Genomic DNA, 17,577 nt, shown 5'->3' on the forward strand with positions numbered 1-17,577 from the left:
CATTCTCTCCTTCATTTTTACATTACTGTTTCTCCGAGTATAAATAACACAAGGCTCAGCACGACGGCTGCGCTTAGAATAAATGCTGTATTTTTCCTGATGACCTGAATGGTGGTCGTCCCCATCAAATGGGATGTCATAAGTATTGCTCCTGTAAACGGAGACACCTGGACGCCGAGCATCCAGGACATGAGCAGCAGCACAGCCATAAACGGAGCCCCCACCCCGAAAATTTCCGGCGAAAGGGCCCCTCCGAGGCCAGTGACAATGATAACGGGATGAATACCCACAGCAGATAGTCCCATTACGATAGCAACCACCCAGGCAATCAGCAGAATCATATAGCCCTGGGACAGAAAGCTGATGGCTTCAGAAAGCCACACCCCGGCATCACTGCTCCGAAGCGCAACACTGAAAAATCCGGCCGTCACAAAAATACCAATTTCGTTGTACAGTCGTTCAAACGAACCGCCTACGTGTTTCCACGTTGACTGTGCAAACGAGGCGGCCTGTTTTCGTGCAATGGCCCACACCCACGGATACAAAAGAGCAAACACAGAAACAATCGTCAGCATATTGTAGGGCAGCAGCGCTTCAAGCAAAAAAGAAGCAGCAAGCAAAATACCTAAAAAGAGTATAAACGTGCGCATCGAAGAGACGGTCGGATTAGCTTCTTTTTCCTTGTCCGGAACCGTCCAGCTGTCATCGGCGAACGCCGACGAACGGAAAAATACAACGACCAGACCCGTTAATACCGCAGCCATCACGATCCCGTACGGACCAACCTCTCCCCAACTCAAATCATAGATGCTTAAAATCAGGGCCATGTTTACAAAGTACGGCGACCAGAGCATGCACGAGCCAAATCCTCTGAGCACCGTTAACGCCATTCTTTTTTGTTCAAACGACGGAAAGCTTTCCTTGGCTATGCCGTACACAAGCGGCATAGAGCCGAGATTAAGAATAGCACCGATGCTTGCCGTCACTCCGTAGCCAAGCCGATGCGGCGGCACTCCCTTTTTATCGTTTTGACGTTCAAGATACTGCTGAAACGCATGCAGATGTCCGGCTTCTGACATGTACGTCCCAATCAGCGGTACCGTCAAAAAGAGGGCCAGCAGCGGCAGATTTTCCCCGAAGCTTGTCCATACTGTCTGCCAGGAGACCCCGTAGGTCCAGAACAGAGCAATACCGACAGCGATCAGCACGTAAACCACCCGCCGGTTCAGGGGCGGCATCACAGGCATTGATGCCACAAGCAGCACACCGGCAATCAGGCTGTACGCGTATTCGACAAATGGAACGCTTAAAAGCACTTCTAAAAAATAGCAAAATACAGCCGCAAAAGCAGCAGCTCCAAGTGTTGGTTTTATGTAGGCCTGCCGGTTCATGATCATTCCTCTTTTTCGTCCAGTCATCATTGCAAACACCTTTATGCTATCACTATCCGAAAAAAATAGCCAATACCTGCATTCCCATCCATAAAAAAGCGGACTTCCAAAAAAAGAAGTCCGCTGCCTGTTTCTTATTTGTAATGGGCGTTCATCCGGTTTTCCGCAAAGCCGTCACCGAGCACCCCGGGTTCTTTGATATACATATCCCTTGGCACATGGCTGAGCAGTTCACATCCGTTTTCCGTGATGCGGATCGACTCGGTAATTTCCACACCGTGATCATCGAGCCAGATGCCAGGCATCAGGTGAAACGTCATATTCGGCTGCAAAATAGTGTGATCGCCCTTCCGGAAGCTGACTGTATGCTCGCCCCAGTCCGGCGGATAGCTGAGCCCGATGGAGTAGCCAAGACGGGATTCCTTAAAATACCCGCGTCTTGCGATTGTCCTGCTCCACACACTTTCCACCTCTTCAGCTGTCATCCCAGGCTTAATTGCATCCATCGTCGTTTCGATGCCTTCAACGACCGTTTCCGACAGATCATACATTTTTTCAGGGGCCTGGCCGATCGCCATCGTTCTTGCCATCGGAGTGTGATAGCGCATATACGCTCCGGCAATTTCGATCGTCAAAAAGTCCCCGTAGTTATATCTGCGATCCGTCCATGTCAAATGCGGAGTGGCTGTGTTTTCGTTTGCGGGAATCATCGGCACAATCGAAGTATAATCGCCGCCAAATTCCTTTGTCCCGAGAATCTGGGCATTGGTGATAGCCGCAGCCACTTCATTTTCACGAACGCCGACATCCACCGTATCAAAACCAGCCTGCATGGCATTTTCCAGTATCCGGCCAGCGCGGTACATGCATTCAATTTCCGCTTCCGATTTTATCAGGCGGACCCAGTTAACGAGTGTGCTGAAATTACGGAATTCGGCATTCGGGAGACCAGCCTGGATTCGTTCGTAGCACATCGCGGTAAAATAAAATGCATCCATCTCCAGTCCGATTTTCCGGTTGCCCTGGCCGATTTCGGTCAGGATGTTTGCTGCAAAATCCATCGGATGCTTGATTGTCGACTGCACAAATTCATCAGGGTACGGAATGATATGGTCGTCGTCGAGCCAGGTGGTGACCGCGGCACTGTGGGCATCCATTTCTCTCCCGATCCATAACGGCTGATCCTCATCAATCATCACAATCACCATTTGATGCACATAAAATGACCATGCATTATATCCTGTTAAATAATACATATTGGATGGATTGGAGACCAATAGCACTTCAATACCATATTCCATCATTTTCATTTTTGTCTGATTCATCCTCATCAGGTACTCATCTTTTTCAAATAACATGAGCTGATCCCCCCTTTTATCCCGTTTACGTTTAATTATTCATCAATGGTGAAGCATACGAGCCGTTTTTCTGACATTTCTTCAATTGCAAACGCTACGCCTTCCCGGCCGATGCCCGAATGCTTCACGCCGCCAAACGGCATGGCATCGATCCGGAAATCGCTGCTGTCGTTTACCATAACACCGCCAACGTGAAGCTTGCGTACTGCCTTCAGCGCTAAATTAATATCATTCGTGTAAATACCGGCCTGCAGCCCGAAAGGTACGCTGTTCGAGCGTGTGACTGCTTCATCAAATGTTGCCACAGAAGCAAGTATCACTACCGGCCCGAACACTTCTTCTTTTACAATTGTTATGTGCTCCGGCACATTCGATAGAACCGTCGGCTCGATAAAGGCCCCGTGCCGTTTTCCGCCGGCAAGCACTTTGGCTCCCGCCTCCACTGCTTCTTCAATCCAGCTTTCAATCCGTTTGGCTTCTTTTTCGTTGATGACCGGTCCGATATCTGAATCCTTGTCCATCTTTCTGCCGGCGCGCACCTGTTTGGCTTTATCCACAAACGATGCTTCAAACGCATCATAAATTTCTTCATGAGCGTACACCCGCTGAACACTCAGGCAGTTCTGGCCGGCCGCTCCAAACGCTCCGTCCACGCCGGATTGCGCTGCCTTTTCAATGTCTGTATCCTTCCATACGATAAACGGGGAATTCGAGCCGAGCTCCATGGAAAGCTTTTTCAGCCCTGCTTTGTGGGCAATGCTTTTTCCTGTTTCATAGCCACCGGTAAAGCTGATCATCTGTACGTCCTCTGCTTCAACCAGAATGTCGCCAATGTCACGGCCTCTTCCGGTAATCACTGTCATCACCTTTTTCGGAAGACCGGCAGCAATAAATGCTTCAGCCAGCTTTAATGCGCTGAGCGGTGTTTCTGTTGCCGGCTTCACGATAACAGCGTTACCAGCAGCAATTGCCGGTGCTACCTTATGGGCCACCAGGTTCAACGGATCGTTAAACGGCGTGATGGCTGCTACCACACCCACCGGAAAATGATAGTAATAGCCCATCCGGTTCGTATTACCTTCCATTTGGTCGAAATTAATCGATTCCCCGGAAAGACGGCGTGCCTCCTCTGCCCCAAGGCGTATCGTTTCAGCAGTTCTCCGTGCTTCGCCGGAAGCTTCCGCTATCGTTTTGCTTCCTTCAAGCGCAATGATTTCTGCAAACTCCTCTGCATGATCGAGCACATAATCCGCCACTTTATTTAATATATCCATGCGCTCCCGGATACTCAGCGCTTCGGCGATTTCTTTTCCTTCAACAGCAATCCGTACGGCTTCGCGTGCATCGTCGCTGCTAGCCATTGGGACTGTACTGATAACAGACTGGTCTTCGGGATTGACGACGTCCAGTGTCTGCTCCCGGCCGACCCATTCTCCGCCGAGCAGCATCTTTTGCTCTGTGATTTTTGTTGTCATATTATCCCGCCTTTATATAGTATTTCGGTCCATGTTAATCAAATCGATTAACAAGGCAAATCCTGTTTCCGGCACCCCGGCCCCGGCACCCATCAGCGTAATCGGGCCGCTCAGGTCGCATTCATAGGTAACCGCGTTTACCGCACCGCCCACGTTGGCGAGGGCGTCGTCTTCGGAGAGGAGCTCCGGTTTTACAGACCCTTTGATTGTGCCGTTGACGTTTTCAACGCGCCCGATCAGCTTCCAATGCTTGTTTTCATTTTTTGCCTGCTGCATATCTTCGGCAGAAAGAGACGTAATTCCCTGGCGCTCCACATCTTCTTTTTTCAAATCAGCTCCCATGACGACATTGGCAAGAATGACTACTTTATACAATACGTCATAGCCTTCGACATCGCTCGTGGGATCCGCTTCCGCGTATCCGCGGGACTGGGCTTCTTTTAAAGCTTCGCTGTATCCCATGCCCTGCTCCATCTGAGTGAGCATGTAATTTGTTGTGCCATTCATAATCCCTTTAATGGACGTAATCCGGTTTCCGGAAAGACTTGTAAGCGGCATCCGGAGCGCCGGTGTTCCGCTCATGACCGTTCCTTCGAATAAAAACCGTACACCGTTCTCTTCTGCCAGTGCCTGAAGCTCTTTATAGGCAAGTGCTACGGGACCTTTATTCGTAAGAACGGCGTTTTTGCCGGCCTTAAATGCCGTTTTGCAGTGATCAATCGCCGGCTGTCCGGTCTCCACGTTGGTGAACGTAATTTCGATTACAGTATCAGCGTTTGACTGGGTAATGGTTTCGATGCTGTCCCAGCCGCGCACGAGCCCTTCGGTATCAGGATAGTTTTCGACTGTCCCATCTTTTTTCAGGCAGTCAAGCACCTTCTGCATGTCAAGGCCTTCCGGGTGGTGAAGGGAGCCTTTGTACAAATCGGAAACGGAAACGACCAAAAAGTCGGAACCGAAGGTATCCTTCAGCCAGTCTCCCCGTTCCAGCAGTATATCTGCAAGTCCGCGGCCCACTCCGCCAAACCCGATAAAATCTAATTTATGCGGCATATTTTTTCCTCCCAGTCTAATCTGTCTTGTGCTTTGTCATATAGTGTACAGCTGCTCCTGCAAGCAGGGAAGCGCCAATTGGTAAAATGGTTTCTTCAATATCAAACTGGGGCATGTGCAGCCCGCTGTCTGCACGATCAGGGTAGCCTGCGCCGAGAAACATCATGCAGGACGGCACCTGACGGGCCATGTAGCTGAAATCTTCTCCGCCCATGCCATAGGATTCTTCGTGGATCATCGTGTCCGGGTACAGTTCCTTTAGCACGGACCGGTAAGCCTTCACCGCTACAGGACTATTAACGAGTGCCGGCTCACCTTCTGCAATCGTTACCTCCTGGGAGGCGTTCATCGATTCTGCTATACGGAAGGCCTGCTGAAGCTCCTCACGAAGATGCTTGCGGGTGTCATCCGAATAGCTTCGCATCGTTCCCCGGATACGGACTTCGTCCGGGATAACGTTCGTCGAAGCTCCTGCCTTTAATTCACCGATACTCACAACCGCCGGTTCAAGCGGAGACGTCCGCCGTGAAACGATCCCCTGCATCGCCTGCATCACAAACGTGCTGATCCACACCGGATCCGTGGCGAGATGAGGATACGCCCCGTGGCCGCCGCTTGCGCGAATGACCCCTTCAAACGTATCAATACCTGCCATGGATGGGCCTTCCTGCAGCCTTACATGACCCGGCGTAAACTCAGGGTCCATGTGCAGCGCAAAGGCTGCTTCAGCTCCTTCAAGCCACCCACGGCTGATCAAGTACGGGCTGCCGGTGCTTCCGTACTCATCCGTATCTTCTTCTGCCGGCTGAAAAATGAACCGGATGGTTCCGTTCAAATGCTCCTGCTGGTTGTGAAGCACAACGCAGGCACCAAGCAGCATAGCAGTGTGGGCATCATGCCCGCACGCATGCATTTTACCTTCGTGCGTGGAAGCATAGTCACAGTCATTTTCTTCCTGGATCGGAAGGGCATCAATATCAGCGCGCAGAATGACGAGAGGGCCGTCACCGGCCCCGAGCTCTGCGATCACGGCCGTGTCGAGACCCGTTTCTTCTCTCCCGCTGTATAATGTTAGATGCTGAAGACCGGCAAGCGCCTGTTTAATAAACGCTGACGTTTCATACTCTTCAAAGCTCAGCTCCGGGCGGCGATGCAGGCTGCGCCTCCATTCGACCAGCTGCTCTCTGATCGCTTCTGCTTCTTCTTTAATCGTTTTTGTCGCTATAGTCATCGTTCAAACCGTCCTTTAGTTTTGCACGCTTGCGGTTTTTGGCAGCGAGGCCAGCGCCTGTTCCAAATCGTTAATGAGATCCTCTGTATCTTCAATTCCGACCGAGTAGCGCACAAGGCTTTCCGGAATACCGAGCGCTGCCCGCTCTTCCGGCGTATTTTCCACGTGGCTTGTCGTTCTTGCCGGCCCTACCGTTGTTTCCACCGATCCCAGGTTTGCTGCCCGGTTGGCATACTCGAGTTTTGGCAGGAACTGGCGAACAGCATCCATTCCACCTTTTAACGAGAAGCTGAACATGCCGCCAAACTGGTTCATCTGTTTTGCTGCAATATCATGACCAGGGTGTGTTTTGAGCCCCGGATAGAATACCTGATCCACCTGCTCATGATTTTGCAGGTGTTCAGCGATTTTCATCGCGGATTCACACTGCTGGCGTACCCGGAGATGAAGCGTCTTCATGCCCCGGATCATCAGGTAGGCAGCCATTGGATCCATCGTCGCTCCATTAATTTCGCGGTAATGAAATATTTTTTCAACCAGATCTTTCCGGCCGCATACCGCTCCGCCAAGGGCATCTGCGTGTCCTCCCAGAAATTTCGTCGCACTGTGAATAACTAGGTCCACGCCAAATTCGAGCGGGTTCTGGTTGATTGGAGTAGCAAATGTGTTGTCAACGAACACAAGCGCGCCCACTTCCTTCGCTACCCTGGTCATTCGTTCAATGTCAGTAATTTTTACCGTTGGATTGGTTGGTGTTTCCAGATATAAAATATCGCAGCCTTTACGAACTTCTGTCTCAATTTCTTCATGATTGCCTGTTTCGCATAGTGACACTTCGATATCCATATGCGGCAGAAATTCAGTAAAGATTTTATTTGTACCACCGTACGTGTCCTTCATCGATACCACCCGGTCGCCCGGACGGAGGAACGTAGCCAGAGAGTTGCTGATTGCAGCCATGCCGGTTGAAAAGCTTGTAGCCGCTTCAGCGTCTTCCAGAATTCTGATTTTTTCTTCGAACGATTGCAGGGTAGGATTAGTGTTCCGACCATAGATATGCCCTTCCTTTTTTCCTGTTGCCACGTCATACCAATGGTCTAAATCATCGTAAGTATAGGCAACACTGTGGACTACCGGGACCTGGGTAGCTCCAAATGCCCGGTATTCTTTTTCTCCTGCCCATACTGCTTTTGTCGAACGATTAATGTGTGTGTTTGTCATGATTGAACACAACCTTCCCTGGTACTATTTTTTCTCTATCTTCAGTGTATAGGTTATCTGTTCAAATTCCATTCACACAATTGTATGAAGTTTCGCACTTTCTTTTGCACAATGTGCATGACACATTATCTTCCATGCAAATATGGTAAAATAATAATCAGAAGATGAATTTACGTTTTTGGTATTGTAAAGGGGTGTCTGGCGATGATTTCTATGCAACAAGTATTACAGCTTCCAATTATGAACACGGCCCTTCCACTGACATCAAATGCCGATTCAAGCTCTATTACCGTCTACTGGGCATCGGTTATAGAAACACCTGTGGAAGATTTCGTCCGTCCGAGAGAATTAATTTTAAGCTCGGGGATCGGCTGTCAAAATGAAAGGGATCTGCTTGAATTTATTGAAGAGCTGATGGAGGCGGGTGCGAGCGGTTTGATTTTATCTATCGGCCACTACATCTCGTCAATTCCTGACAACGTGATCGACTTTTGTGAAACAAAGGCATTTCCGCTCGTGGAAATCCCATGGGAAATCCGCTTTTCGGACATTACAGAAGCCATTTCTGAAGCCCTTCATAAAAGCTCGCTGCGCTCGATCGACGTTTCGAATAAAATCCGTACAGATCTTCTCGAAATTATTCTTGAAGGCAAGGGCATGGAGGCAATTGCCTCTTATGTATACAAGCAGCTGCATATACCGATGCTTGTAGTGGATAAGCGGGGGCGCCTGAAGACCCAGACAGAGCATTCGTCGGACCTCGCCGAATGGTGGAACCAGTATTTAAGCCAGGGGGGAAATCCGCTTTTTCCTCCTTTTCAGCAGACAGATCCTGAAAAGAGCCTGCCGGCGAACATGGAATGGATGGACACAGACGCCGGGATCCTGCTGCGCTTAACCGTGCAGACGACCCAGGACATTCAGGGCTATATGATCCTGCAGTGGCCCCCTCATAAAGAAAAGCACGATGTTTTTGAAGAATACACCCTGCTTCTGCTTGAACACTCGGTCACCACTTCCGCTCTCTGCTTTTTGCATGACCAGACGGCGCTTGAAACCGAGATGCGCCTGAAGGATGATTTTGTCTGGAGTCTGGCAAAGGATAATTATGAATCCCGGGACCAGGCGCTTTCGCGCGGCAAATCATTAGGCTATAACCTTGAGCTTCCTTATATCTGCTTTGTCGCCAAACCCGAAAATGTTGAACGGGTCTTTCACGCAGAATCTCCGCCGCTTTCCTATGACCACTGGCTCGAACAGATTGGGTATATGTTTGAAGAGGAAGTCTCTCACGCAAGCCGTTATTTAAAAGCACGTGTGATGAGCACGTTCCAAAAATCGGAGCTGATCGTATATCTGGAAATGCATCCAACCATGATGTATGACACAGTATATTATTTCGCTGAGACGGTGCAGTACCGCCTCGAACAAAAAATCCCTCATCTTGTCATTTCCTGGGGAGTAAGCAAGACGGCCGCACCGTGGGAGTTTGTGACAAGCTTTTCAGAAGCCTCTTCTGCTCTTGATGCCGGGCGCAGACAGCGGGGGTTCGGCTACATCCATACGTATGAAGATACACGCTTTGACCGGGCTCTCATGTCTCTGGCTAAAAATGAAGAAATCCGCCAGATTGCTGAAGCTACAGTTGCCCCCCTTCATCATTATTCTGTCGAACGCGGCATTGATTTAATGAAAACGGTTCGCACCTATAATGAGTGCAAGGGCAATGTCAGCCAGACATCCCGGGAGCTAAATCTCCACCGTCAGTCCTTGTTATACCGTTTGAAAAAAATTGAATCACTCACAAGCTGTGATCTGAATAATTCCGATGATCTGTTTTTAATCGAACTTTCCATTCGGCTGCACACAGCCGGGGCTCTGTTTGTCACCGATGAACGGACTCCACACGTATAAATAAAATAAAGATACGAAAATAACTCTGCCCGCGGGCAGAGTTATAATAGTTTTTGCCGTTCATAATCGGCTTTTACTGCATAGAGCGTTTTCAGCGATTTCTGGGAAAATTCATCTTCTTTACTTTCGAGCTCCTGCTCATAAGCATCAAACGCCTGTCGCAGAGATTCTTTATACGTCATGTCCGGTACTGTTTCGAGCGGCTTCACCGCTTTTTTCTGCACCCAGATTTTTTCTTTTTCCGCCAGCGCCCGGCGTTCGTGAAAAATCGGCACATTTGTTTTCTTCGGCTGATGCAGATCTCCCTGCCGGGGGTGCTCCAGCACGACTTGTACTTCCATCAGCCACTGTTCGGGATTTTCTTTAACAGGGATTCCAACGTAAACTCCTGATTTATAAGGAAATCGATATTGTTCCATTCTTTTTCCACCTTTCCTGTCAGCCTCCTGGCGTTATAGCAACAAACCATTCCCACAGTATCTCTGCCCAGGGAGCCAGATGCGTGTTTGTCCATTCATTGTATTCGTCCCATCCGAGAAGTACCTGGGCCATCTCTCCGGAAAATGAAACCATTACAAACAATAACGCCGTTGCCAAAATAAGTACGATGATGACTGCGTAAACCATTACTGCTGTTAAAATCCCTTTTGCAACCTTTTTCAATGTGACTCCTACTCCAACAAAGTTTTAATCTATTGTATCAGATTATTAATAAAAATTCATTACAGTACGTGAAATTTAAAAATCTTTTCTTGAAAAAGCCCGGATTAACCGGACTTTTTCATTTTACTGCAGGTTAGTCGTTCCCATCAGGAAACGGTCGCACTCCCGTGCTGCTTCACGTCCTTCATGGATAGCCCATACTACAAGGCTCTGACCGCGGCGGTTATCGCCTGCTGCAAATACGTTTTCATGATTTGTGACATAGCTTCCGTATTCGGCATTTACCGTGCTTCGTTCTGTGCGTTCGACTTCCATCTGCTCCAGAAGCTCCTGCTCGGGACCGGTAAAGCCGACAGCAAGCAGTACGAGGTCTGCTTTCCAGACGCGCTCGGTTCCAGGCACTTCGTGACGAACTTTTTTGCCGTCTTCAAAGACCGTTTCCACTTCCACCGTATGAATTTCTTTTACCTGGCCTTTTTCGTTTCCGACAAATTTCTTTGTCATAACTTTATATGCACGCGGGTCCTCGCCCTGAAGCGCGGCTGCTTCTTTGTGCCCGTCTTCCTGCTTATAAACAAGTGGATACAGCGGCCATGGATTGTCTTCCGGACGGTCGTTGTCCTTTTCTTTATTAATATCGAACTGTGTCAGAGAGGCACAGTTGTGACGAAGCGAGGTCGTAATACAGTCCACCCCGGTGTCCCCACCGCCGATAACGATCACATGCTTATCCTTCGCGCTGATATATCTTCCGTCTTCGAGGTTCGAGTCCAACAGGGATTTAGTGTTTCCCCGCAGAAAGTCCATCGCATAATGGATTCCTTTTAGACCGCGTCCTTCCGCCGGCACATCGCGGTGATTCTGCGCACCGGTACAGAGAATAACTGAATCGTATTCTTCATCGAGCTGTTCAGAGGTAATATCTTTTCCTACATCGACACTCGTCCGGAATTCGATGCCCTCTTCTTCCATAATGTCTGTTCTTCTTGTAATTGTTTCATTTTCAAGCTTTACTTCCGGAATGCCGTAGGCAAGCAGCCCGCCGATGCGGTCGTCTTTTTCGAACACCGTCACCATGTGGCCGGCCCGATTTAACTGCTGGGCGGCTGCAAGTCCTGCCGGACCGGAACCGATCACTGCTACTTTTTTGCCAGTTCTTGATTTTGGCGGATCAGCCGTAATCCATCCTTCTTTAAAACCTTTTTCTACGATGTGGTATTCAATGGATTTGATAGTTACCGGATCATCGTTGATGGCTACTGTGCAGGAGCCTTCACAAGGAGCCGGGCACACTCTGCCGGTAAATTCCGGGAAGTTGTTTGTTTTATGCAGACGTGTCAATGCTTCCTGCCATTTTCCACGATAAACAAGATCATTCCATTCCGGAATCAAATTGTATACGGGACAGCCGATTTCATCGGAACCAACCATGGAAGTACCGGCCTGACAGAACGGGATCGCACAGTCCATACAGCGGGCGCCCTGCTCCTGAAGCTTGTCTTCCGGCATCATGACTTGAAACTCCTGCCAGTTTTTCACCCGTTCGAGCGGGTCCAGTTTACTTGGAGCTTCTCTTTTATATTCCAGAAAACCTGTTGGTTTCCCCATTTCCCTCACTCCCATTTTTAACGTTGTATGCTGTGCATTCAACGCCTTTATTCGAAAAGCCAGGAAGGCTCTGAAAGCCTTCCCGGACTATTAATTTCCAGTGACTTTTTCTTTATCTTTATCTTCTTCTGTCGTGGCTTCCTGGAAAGCTTCGAGCACAGCGTCTGATTCGCTCAAGCCGTTGTCTATTCTTTCCTGGATCGATTGCAGCATTGCCTGATAATCATACGGAATAACCTTCACGAAATGCTTGCGTTCGGTCTCCCAGTCGGCCAGGATGCGCTCTGCAGCTTCACTGCCCGTCTGCTTTCCGTGAGATTCAATCATTTGCCGGATCTCCTGCTCATCCCCGGCAGATTCGATCACCTCAAGGCCTACCATTTCGCTGTTGTATTTACTTTCAAGCGTATGGTCAGGGTCGTATACGTACGCTACGCCGCCCGACATACCCGCTGCAAAGTTTTTCCCGGTAACGCCAAGATTAACGACAACACCGCCAGTCATATATTCACAGCCATGGTCCCCAACGCCTTCGACGACGACTCTTGCACCACTGTTTCTGACACAGAACCGCTCACCGGCCACCCCGCGGATATAAGCCTCCCCGGACGTAGCTCCGTAAAACGTCGTGTTTCCAATAATGATATTATCTTCCGCATCAAATGTAGAAGTATCCGGCGGCGTGACGATCAATTTTCCGCCTGACAGACCTTTGCCGATGTAGTCATTGGCATCGCCAATCAGGCTCATTGTCATGCCTTTAGGAATAAACGCCCCGAAGCTCTGGCCGGCCGAACCGTAGAAAGTAAATCTGATAGTGTCCTCCGGCAGGCCTTCGGCACCGTACTTCTGCGTAATTTCGCTTCCAAGCATCGTCCCGGCCACACGATTGGTGTTTTGGATATCAAACTCCCCAAACACCGGTGTCTGTGATTCTAGAGCGTCCTTCGCCGCATGCTTTAGCGTCGTTTCATCAAGAGATATATTCAGCTCATGGTCCTGTTTAATGTGGGCCACATGCTTGGATTGATTTTTCGCTTTCGGGCGGTGAAGCAGGTTCGACAGGTTCACGGTCTGTGCTTTTTTATTATTCACCGAGTCCACCTGCTTCAGCACTTCGGTGTGCCCCACCATATCATCAATGCTTTGGAAACCGAGCTCCGCCATGATTTCACGAAGCTCTTCAGCCACAAATGTCATGAAGTTTACGACATTGTCCGGCTTGCCCATGAACTTTTTACGCAGTTCAGGGTTTTGGGTTGCAACACCTACCGGGCATGTATCGAGATGACACACACGCATGATGACACAGCCGAGTACAACGAGCGGCGCTGTGGAAAATGCATATTCTTCCGCACCGAGAAGAGCGGCTACCGCGACATCGCGGCCCGTCATCAGCTTGCCGTCTGTTTCCACTGAAATCCGGTTCCGCAAATTGTTCATGACAAGCGTCTGATGCGTTTCTGCGAGACCGATTTCCCACGGAAGGCCGGCATGCTTAATGCTCGTGCGGGCAGCGGCTCCTGTGCCGCCGTCATAGCCGCTGATAACTACATGGTCAGCTCGGCCTTTCGCGACGCCGGCAGCAATCGTACCAACGCCGGTTCCTGAAACAAGCTTCACACTGACCCGGGCGTTTGGATTGGCGTTTTTCAAGTCATGGATCAGTTCGGCTAAATCTTCAATCGAATAGATATCGTGGTGTGGAGGAGGCGAAATCAGGCCCACGCCTGCAGTCGTTCCGCGCACTTCCGCAATCCACGGATACACTTTTTTGCCGGGAAGCTGGCCGCCTTCGCCAGGCTTTGCCCCCTGGGCAATTTTGATTTGTATTTCGTCAGCATTAACCAGGTAGTGACTCGTAACCCCAAAGCGTCCCGAAGCCACTTGTTTGATCGCGCTCCGGCGAAGGTCGCCATTTTCATCCGGGGTAAACCGCTCTGGATTTTCCCCGCCTTCACCCGTATTCGATTTCCCGCCGATACGGTTCATAGCGATTGCAAGCGCCTCGTGAGCCTCCTCGGAGATGGAACCGAATGACATCGCTCCAGTTTTAAAGCGTTTGAAGATATTTTCTGCCGGCTCCACTTCATCGATACTGATCGGCTCGCGGACACCTTTATCAAACTCAAGCAGACCGCGGAGCGTTGTCTGCTCCTGTTCCTGTTTATCGATAGCGTCTGAATACTTTTTAAACAGCGTAAAATCATTGGTTTTTGCAGCGTGCTGCAGCATATGGATCGTATGCGGATTGTATTGATGAGGTTCACCGTACCGTCTCCACTGCAGGTCGTCCCCTGGATCAAGCGTTGTATCCAGCCCTTCACGGTCATTGTAGGCGCGGAAGTGGCGTTCGAGAACGTCTTCTGCAATGATCTCCGTGCTCACGCCTCCGATTCTCGAGGATGTCCATGTGAAATAGCGGTTGATTACTTCATCATTAATGCCAACGGCTTCAAAAACCTGCGCCCCCCGGTAACTTTGTACCGTGGAAATGCCTATTTTTGAGAGGACTTTCATGATGCCTTTTGTGGCACCTTTAATATACGTGCTTACCGCTTCAACGTACGAGCCTTCCATTAATCCCTCTTTGATCATATCATCGACCGAATCAAAGACAAGGTATGGGTTGATTACCTCTGCCCCGTACCCGAGCAGTACCGCAAGATGGTGTACTTCCCTTGGCTCGGCACTTTCAAGCACAAGGCTTACGTCTGTACGGCGGCCTGTGCGGATGAGATGGTGGTGCAGTCCGCTGACCGCCAGCAGCGCCGGTATCGGCGCATAATTCCCATTCACATCACGATCGCTTAATATAAGAATAGTCGAGCCTTCATCAATGACCTGGTCCGCCTGCTCAAATATACGTTCGAGGGCACGTTCCATTTCATTGGCTCCTTTTGCTGCTTCAAAAACGATGGAAAGCGTGGAAGCTGCAAATCCTTCCAGTTCATTGGAGCGGAGCTTGGCTAAATCTTCGTTATTGACAATCGGTTTTTTTAAATACAGCTGCTGGGCATGCGATGGCTTTGGATCGAGCAGATTGCCCTGCTTTCCGATAGTCGTGCCGACAGCAGTGACTATTTCCTCGCGGATAGCGTCTATCGGCGGATTTGTCACCTGTGCAAACAGCTGTTTAAAGTAGTTGTACAAAAGCTGGGGCTTTTTCGAAAGCACAGCAAGCGGAGAATCGTAGCCCATCGAGCTGACCGGGTCGCCCGAGCCTGTGGCAAGTGGCTTAACCACTTTTTCAAGTTCTTCATACGTATAGCCAAAAGCAAGCTGGCGCTGCTCTAACTTTTCAAAATTGGTATTGTATACGTCCTGGCTTTCAAGCACATCCTCTAAATCCGTCAGGTATTCGTCGGTCCATTCCTGGTACGGATGCTCGCCGGCAATTTTATCCTTGATCTCTCCATCAGGAACGATACGCCCTTCTTCAAGATCTACAAGCAGCATATGGCCGGGATGCAGACGTTCTTTATACAGGACGTCCTCGGGAGCTATATCAAGCACACCTACCTCTGAGGACATAACAATCTGGTCGTCTTTAGTAACGTAATAACGGGCCGGACGCAGGCCGTTTCTGTCGAGACAGGCGCCGATCTGGCTTCCGTCGGTGTATGCGATGGCTGTGGGACCGTCCCACGGCTCCATTAAGCAGCTGTGGTACTGATAAAACGCACGTCTTTTTTCATTCATGAGCGGGTTGTTCTGCCACGGTTCAGGAATCATCATCATTGCTGCATGAGGCATTTTATGTCCTGACAGTGTTAAAAATTCAAACGCGTTATCAAACATCGACGAGTCACTGCCTTCAGCATCCACGACTGGATGAACCTTCTCCATGTCGCTGCCGAAGAGATCCGATTCAAACTTCGGCTCTCTGGCATGCATCCAGTTAACATTTCCTTTAATCGTATTGATTTCCCCGTTATGGATAAGGTAACGGTTCGGGTGCGCCCGCTCCCAGCTTGGAAACGTGTTGGTGGAGAAACGGGAGTGCACAAGCGCGAGCGCCGTTTCAAACTGCCGGTCGTTTAAATCTTTGTAAAACTGATTCAGCTGCTCTGTGGTAAGCATTCCTTTATACACAATGGTCCGCGAGGACAGACTGGCAAAATAAAAGCTGTCCTGGTCATGAAGCTTGACTCCGTGCTCATGCTCAGACCGTTTTCTGACAATATACAATTTTCGCTCAAAATCTTCTCTCGTTTTTACATTTTCCGGGCGTTTAATAAACAGCTGACGGATGGCAGGCATAGCTGAAAGTGCCGCATTTCCAAGCATGGAATCGTCAGAAGGCACCTCGCGCCATCCGAGCAGTGGAAGCCCCTCTTCTTTCACCATTTTCTCAATGGCCTGTTCGCACTGCGCACGCCGGGTGTGGTCTACAGGCAGAAACAGCATTCCAACCCCGTAATCACCTTCCTCCGGCAGTGAAAAGCCAAGCTCATTTTCTTTATTTTTAAAGAAACGGTGTGGGATTTGCAGAAGCATTCCCGCGCCGTCCCCGGTATTTACTTCATCTCCCTGGCCGCCGCGGTGGTCCAGGTTTCTTAAAATTTGCAATCCTTTTTCGACAATGTCATGTGACTTTTTCCCTTTAATATCCGCAAGAAAGCCAATCCCACAGTTATCCTTTTCAAACTGGGAGTCATACAAGCCTTCTTTATAATGTTTTCTAGGCAATAACATATACCCCTCTCCACCTCTCTCCATGGTGTCCAAATTTAAATTGGTTTGCATATTATATCATTTTTCTAAACATTCGACAAATTAAGATTTGAGTTTCACTAGTCATGTAAACGCTTATAGGCAGGCCTGCAAGCTTTTATTCTTTTGATACTTTTTTATATTCATACGCTTCAAAGAATAAATATTCAAACTTATACATGCCATTCATAGTAGCCCGTTCCGGTGCGGGCGTCTGTCATCCGCTCGATCATTGTAATTTTTCCGTCTTTACGCACAATAAACATGGTCTGGCATCTCGTTTTGTATTCCGGGAGATCAATAAACATCGATGAGAGCTGTTTCTCAAGCTGTTTATCCACCCCAGTATCTGGAAGGTCCTGGTCGGCGGCCGGCTCTGCATTTTGCATTGCTTTAAAAAAGGCGTCAGGGTCCAGCGTGCTTTTTGAAGAAGCAAGCAGTGCTTCCACATGCTTTTTTGCTTTTTCGACCTTCGGCCAGGGCGTGTTCAAAGACGCATTGCTGAGCGCGTGAACTCCTGGTGCAAGACGCTCTGCATATGGCCCTTCCTTGTGATTATGTAAATAAAAAATTTCCTTCTCTGAGCCGGCAATCATGTTGAACCCTCTGTACTCGTTCCGGTCTTTTTCCACCGATTCAATGGCCTGCTTCGTTTCGCCCCGCAAAAACCGCAGCGGCAGATGCCCGCGTGATTTTTCACCGGCTTCCATACCTGGCCTCCGAATGTTTGTCACAGCCGCAAACCGTCCGGAAAGACTGCCTCCCATCCATGTACCGCCCTGCTGTAAATCTTTCCCTGCAATGATGCCTTCCCCCTGCCATTTATGAAGGCGTTGTGTCGGCCGTTCTAAAAATTCATCCCGGTTAGAAACAACGACAAGCGGAAACCACGGATGCACCTGGTACGCAAAAGCAATTAAACACATGCCATTCGTTCCTTTCTTATT

General features: G+C 49.4%; 12 protein-coding genes. 1 reads left to right on the top strand and 11 read right to left on the bottom strand.

The annotated features are described in order from the left end of the window. Positions 1-17: 17 nt before the first annotated feature. The 6 genes from Q0757_RS07455 to Q0757_RS07480 form a co-directional block, all read right to left on the bottom strand. Complete coding sequence (locus Q0757_RS07455) at positions 18-1,418, bottom strand: hypothetical protein (RefSeq protein WP_298785842.1); 1,401 nt, start codon at positions 1,416-1,418, stop codon at positions 18-20. Positions 1,419-1,525: 107 nt separating this feature from the next. Next, positions 1,526-2,749 (bottom strand): M24 family metallopeptidase, encoded by a 1,224-nt coding sequence (locus Q0757_RS07460; RefSeq protein ID WP_298785844.1) that lies wholly within the window; start codon positions 2,747-2,749, stop codon positions 1,526-1,528. Positions 2,750-2,784: 35 nt separating this feature from the next. After that, positions 2,785-4,224 (bottom strand): aldehyde dehydrogenase family protein, encoded by a 1,440-nt coding sequence (locus tag Q0757_RS07465; protein WP_298785846.1) that lies wholly within the window; start codon positions 4,222-4,224, stop codon positions 2,785-2,787. A gap of 12 nt (positions 4,225-4,236) precedes the next feature. Then, a complete protein-coding gene (locus Q0757_RS07470; RefSeq protein WP_298785848.1) occupies positions 4,237-5,277 on the bottom strand; it encodes a homoserine dehydrogenase in 1,041 nt (346 codons plus the stop codon). A 16-nt stretch (positions 5,278-5,293) separates the two neighbouring features. Further along, complete coding sequence (locus tag Q0757_RS07475; protein WP_298785850.1) at positions 5,294-6,508, bottom strand: M20 family metallopeptidase; 1,215 nt, start codon at positions 6,506-6,508, stop codon at positions 5,294-5,296. A 15-nt stretch (positions 6,509-6,523) separates the two neighbouring features. Continuing rightward, positions 6,524-7,729, bottom strand: coding sequence for a cystathionine gamma-synthase family protein (locus Q0757_RS07480; RefSeq protein WP_298785852.1), 1,206 nt, complete (start codon positions 7,727-7,729; stop codon positions 6,524-6,526). A gap of 204 nt (positions 7,730-7,933) precedes the next feature. On the opposite strand from Q0757_RS07480, the gene Q0757_RS07485 reads away from it, so the two are divergent. Continuing rightward, a complete protein-coding gene (locus Q0757_RS07485) occupies positions 7,934-9,643 on the top strand; it encodes a PucR family transcriptional regulator (protein WP_298785854.1) in 1,710 nt (569 codons plus the stop codon). 41 nt (positions 9,644-9,684) lie between these two features. On the opposite strand, the gene kapB is transcribed toward Q0757_RS07485, so the two are convergent. The 5 genes from kapB to Q0757_RS07510 all read right to left on the bottom strand — a co-directional run bounded on the left by kapB (position 9,685) and on the right by Q0757_RS07510 (position 17,556). Then, positions 9,685-10,062 (bottom strand): sporulation phosphorelay system protein KapB, encoded by a 378-nt coding sequence (gene kapB, locus Q0757_RS07490; RefSeq protein ID WP_298785858.1) that lies wholly within the window; start codon positions 10,060-10,062, stop codon positions 9,685-9,687. Between the two features lie 19 nt (positions 10,063-10,081). Beyond that, entirely contained in the window at positions 10,082-10,306 is a 225-nt protein-coding gene (locus Q0757_RS07495; RefSeq protein ID WP_298785860.1) for a hypothetical protein, read from the bottom strand. A gap of 123 nt (positions 10,307-10,429) precedes the next feature. Beyond that, positions 10,430-11,914, bottom strand: coding sequence for a glutamate synthase subunit beta (locus tag Q0757_RS07500; protein WP_298785863.1), 1,485 nt, complete (start codon positions 11,912-11,914; stop codon positions 10,430-10,432). 90 nt (positions 11,915-12,004) lie between these two features. Then, on the bottom strand, positions 12,005-16,606 hold the full coding sequence (gltB, locus tag Q0757_RS07505; protein WP_298785866.1) for a glutamate synthase large subunit: 4,602 nt from the start codon (positions 16,604-16,606) through the stop codon (positions 12,005-12,007). A gap of 197 nt (positions 16,607-16,803) precedes the next feature. Further along, positions 16,804-17,556: an NRDE family protein gene (locus tag Q0757_RS07510; protein ID WP_298785868.1), complete on the bottom strand. Its 753-nt coding sequence runs from the start codon at positions 17,554-17,556 to the stop codon at positions 16,804-16,806. Positions 17,557-17,577: the final 21 nt, after the last annotated feature.

It is taken from the genome of uncultured Marinococcus sp. (assembly GCF_947493875.1).
Taxonomy (GTDB): domain Bacteria; phylum Bacillota; class Bacilli; order Bacillales; family Marinococcaceae; genus Marinococcus.

Coding starts and splice junctions, on each gene's coding strand:
- Q0757_RS07510 (WP_298785868.1), bottom strand. CDS start 17,556: ATGTGTTTAATTGCTTTTGCGTACCAGGTGCATCCGTGGTTTCCGCTT.
- Q0757_RS07500 (WP_298785863.1), bottom strand. CDS start 11,914: ATGGGGAAACCAACAGGTTTTCTGGAATATAAAAGAGAAGCTCCAAGT.
- Q0757_RS07480 (WP_298785852.1), bottom strand. CDS start 7,729: ATGACAAACACACACATTAATCGTTCGACAAAAGCAGTATGGGCAGGA.
- Q0757_RS07485 (WP_298785854.1), top strand. CDS start 7,934: ATGATTTCTATGCAACAAGTATTACAGCTTCCAATTATGAACACGGCC.
- Q0757_RS07455 (WP_298785842.1), bottom strand. CDS start 1,418: ATGACTGGACGAAAAAGAGGAATGATCATGAACCGGCAGGCCTACATA.
- Q0757_RS07460 (WP_298785844.1), bottom strand. CDS start 2,749: ATGTTATTTGAAAAAGATGAGTACCTGATGAGGATGAATCAGACAAAA.
- Q0757_RS07475 (WP_298785850.1), bottom strand. CDS start 6,508: ATGACTATAGCGACAAAAACGATTAAAGAAGAAGCAGAAGCGATCAGA.
- kapB (WP_298785858.1), bottom strand. CDS start 10,062: ATGGAACAATATCGATTTCCTTATAAATCAGGAGTTTACGTTGGAATC.
- Q0757_RS07470 (WP_298785848.1), bottom strand. CDS start 5,277: ATGCCGCATAAATTAGATTTTATCGGGTTTGGCGGAGTGGGCCGCGGA.
- Q0757_RS07465 (WP_298785846.1), bottom strand. CDS start 4,224: ATGACAACAAAAATCACAGAGCAAAAGATGCTGCTCGGCGGAGAATGG.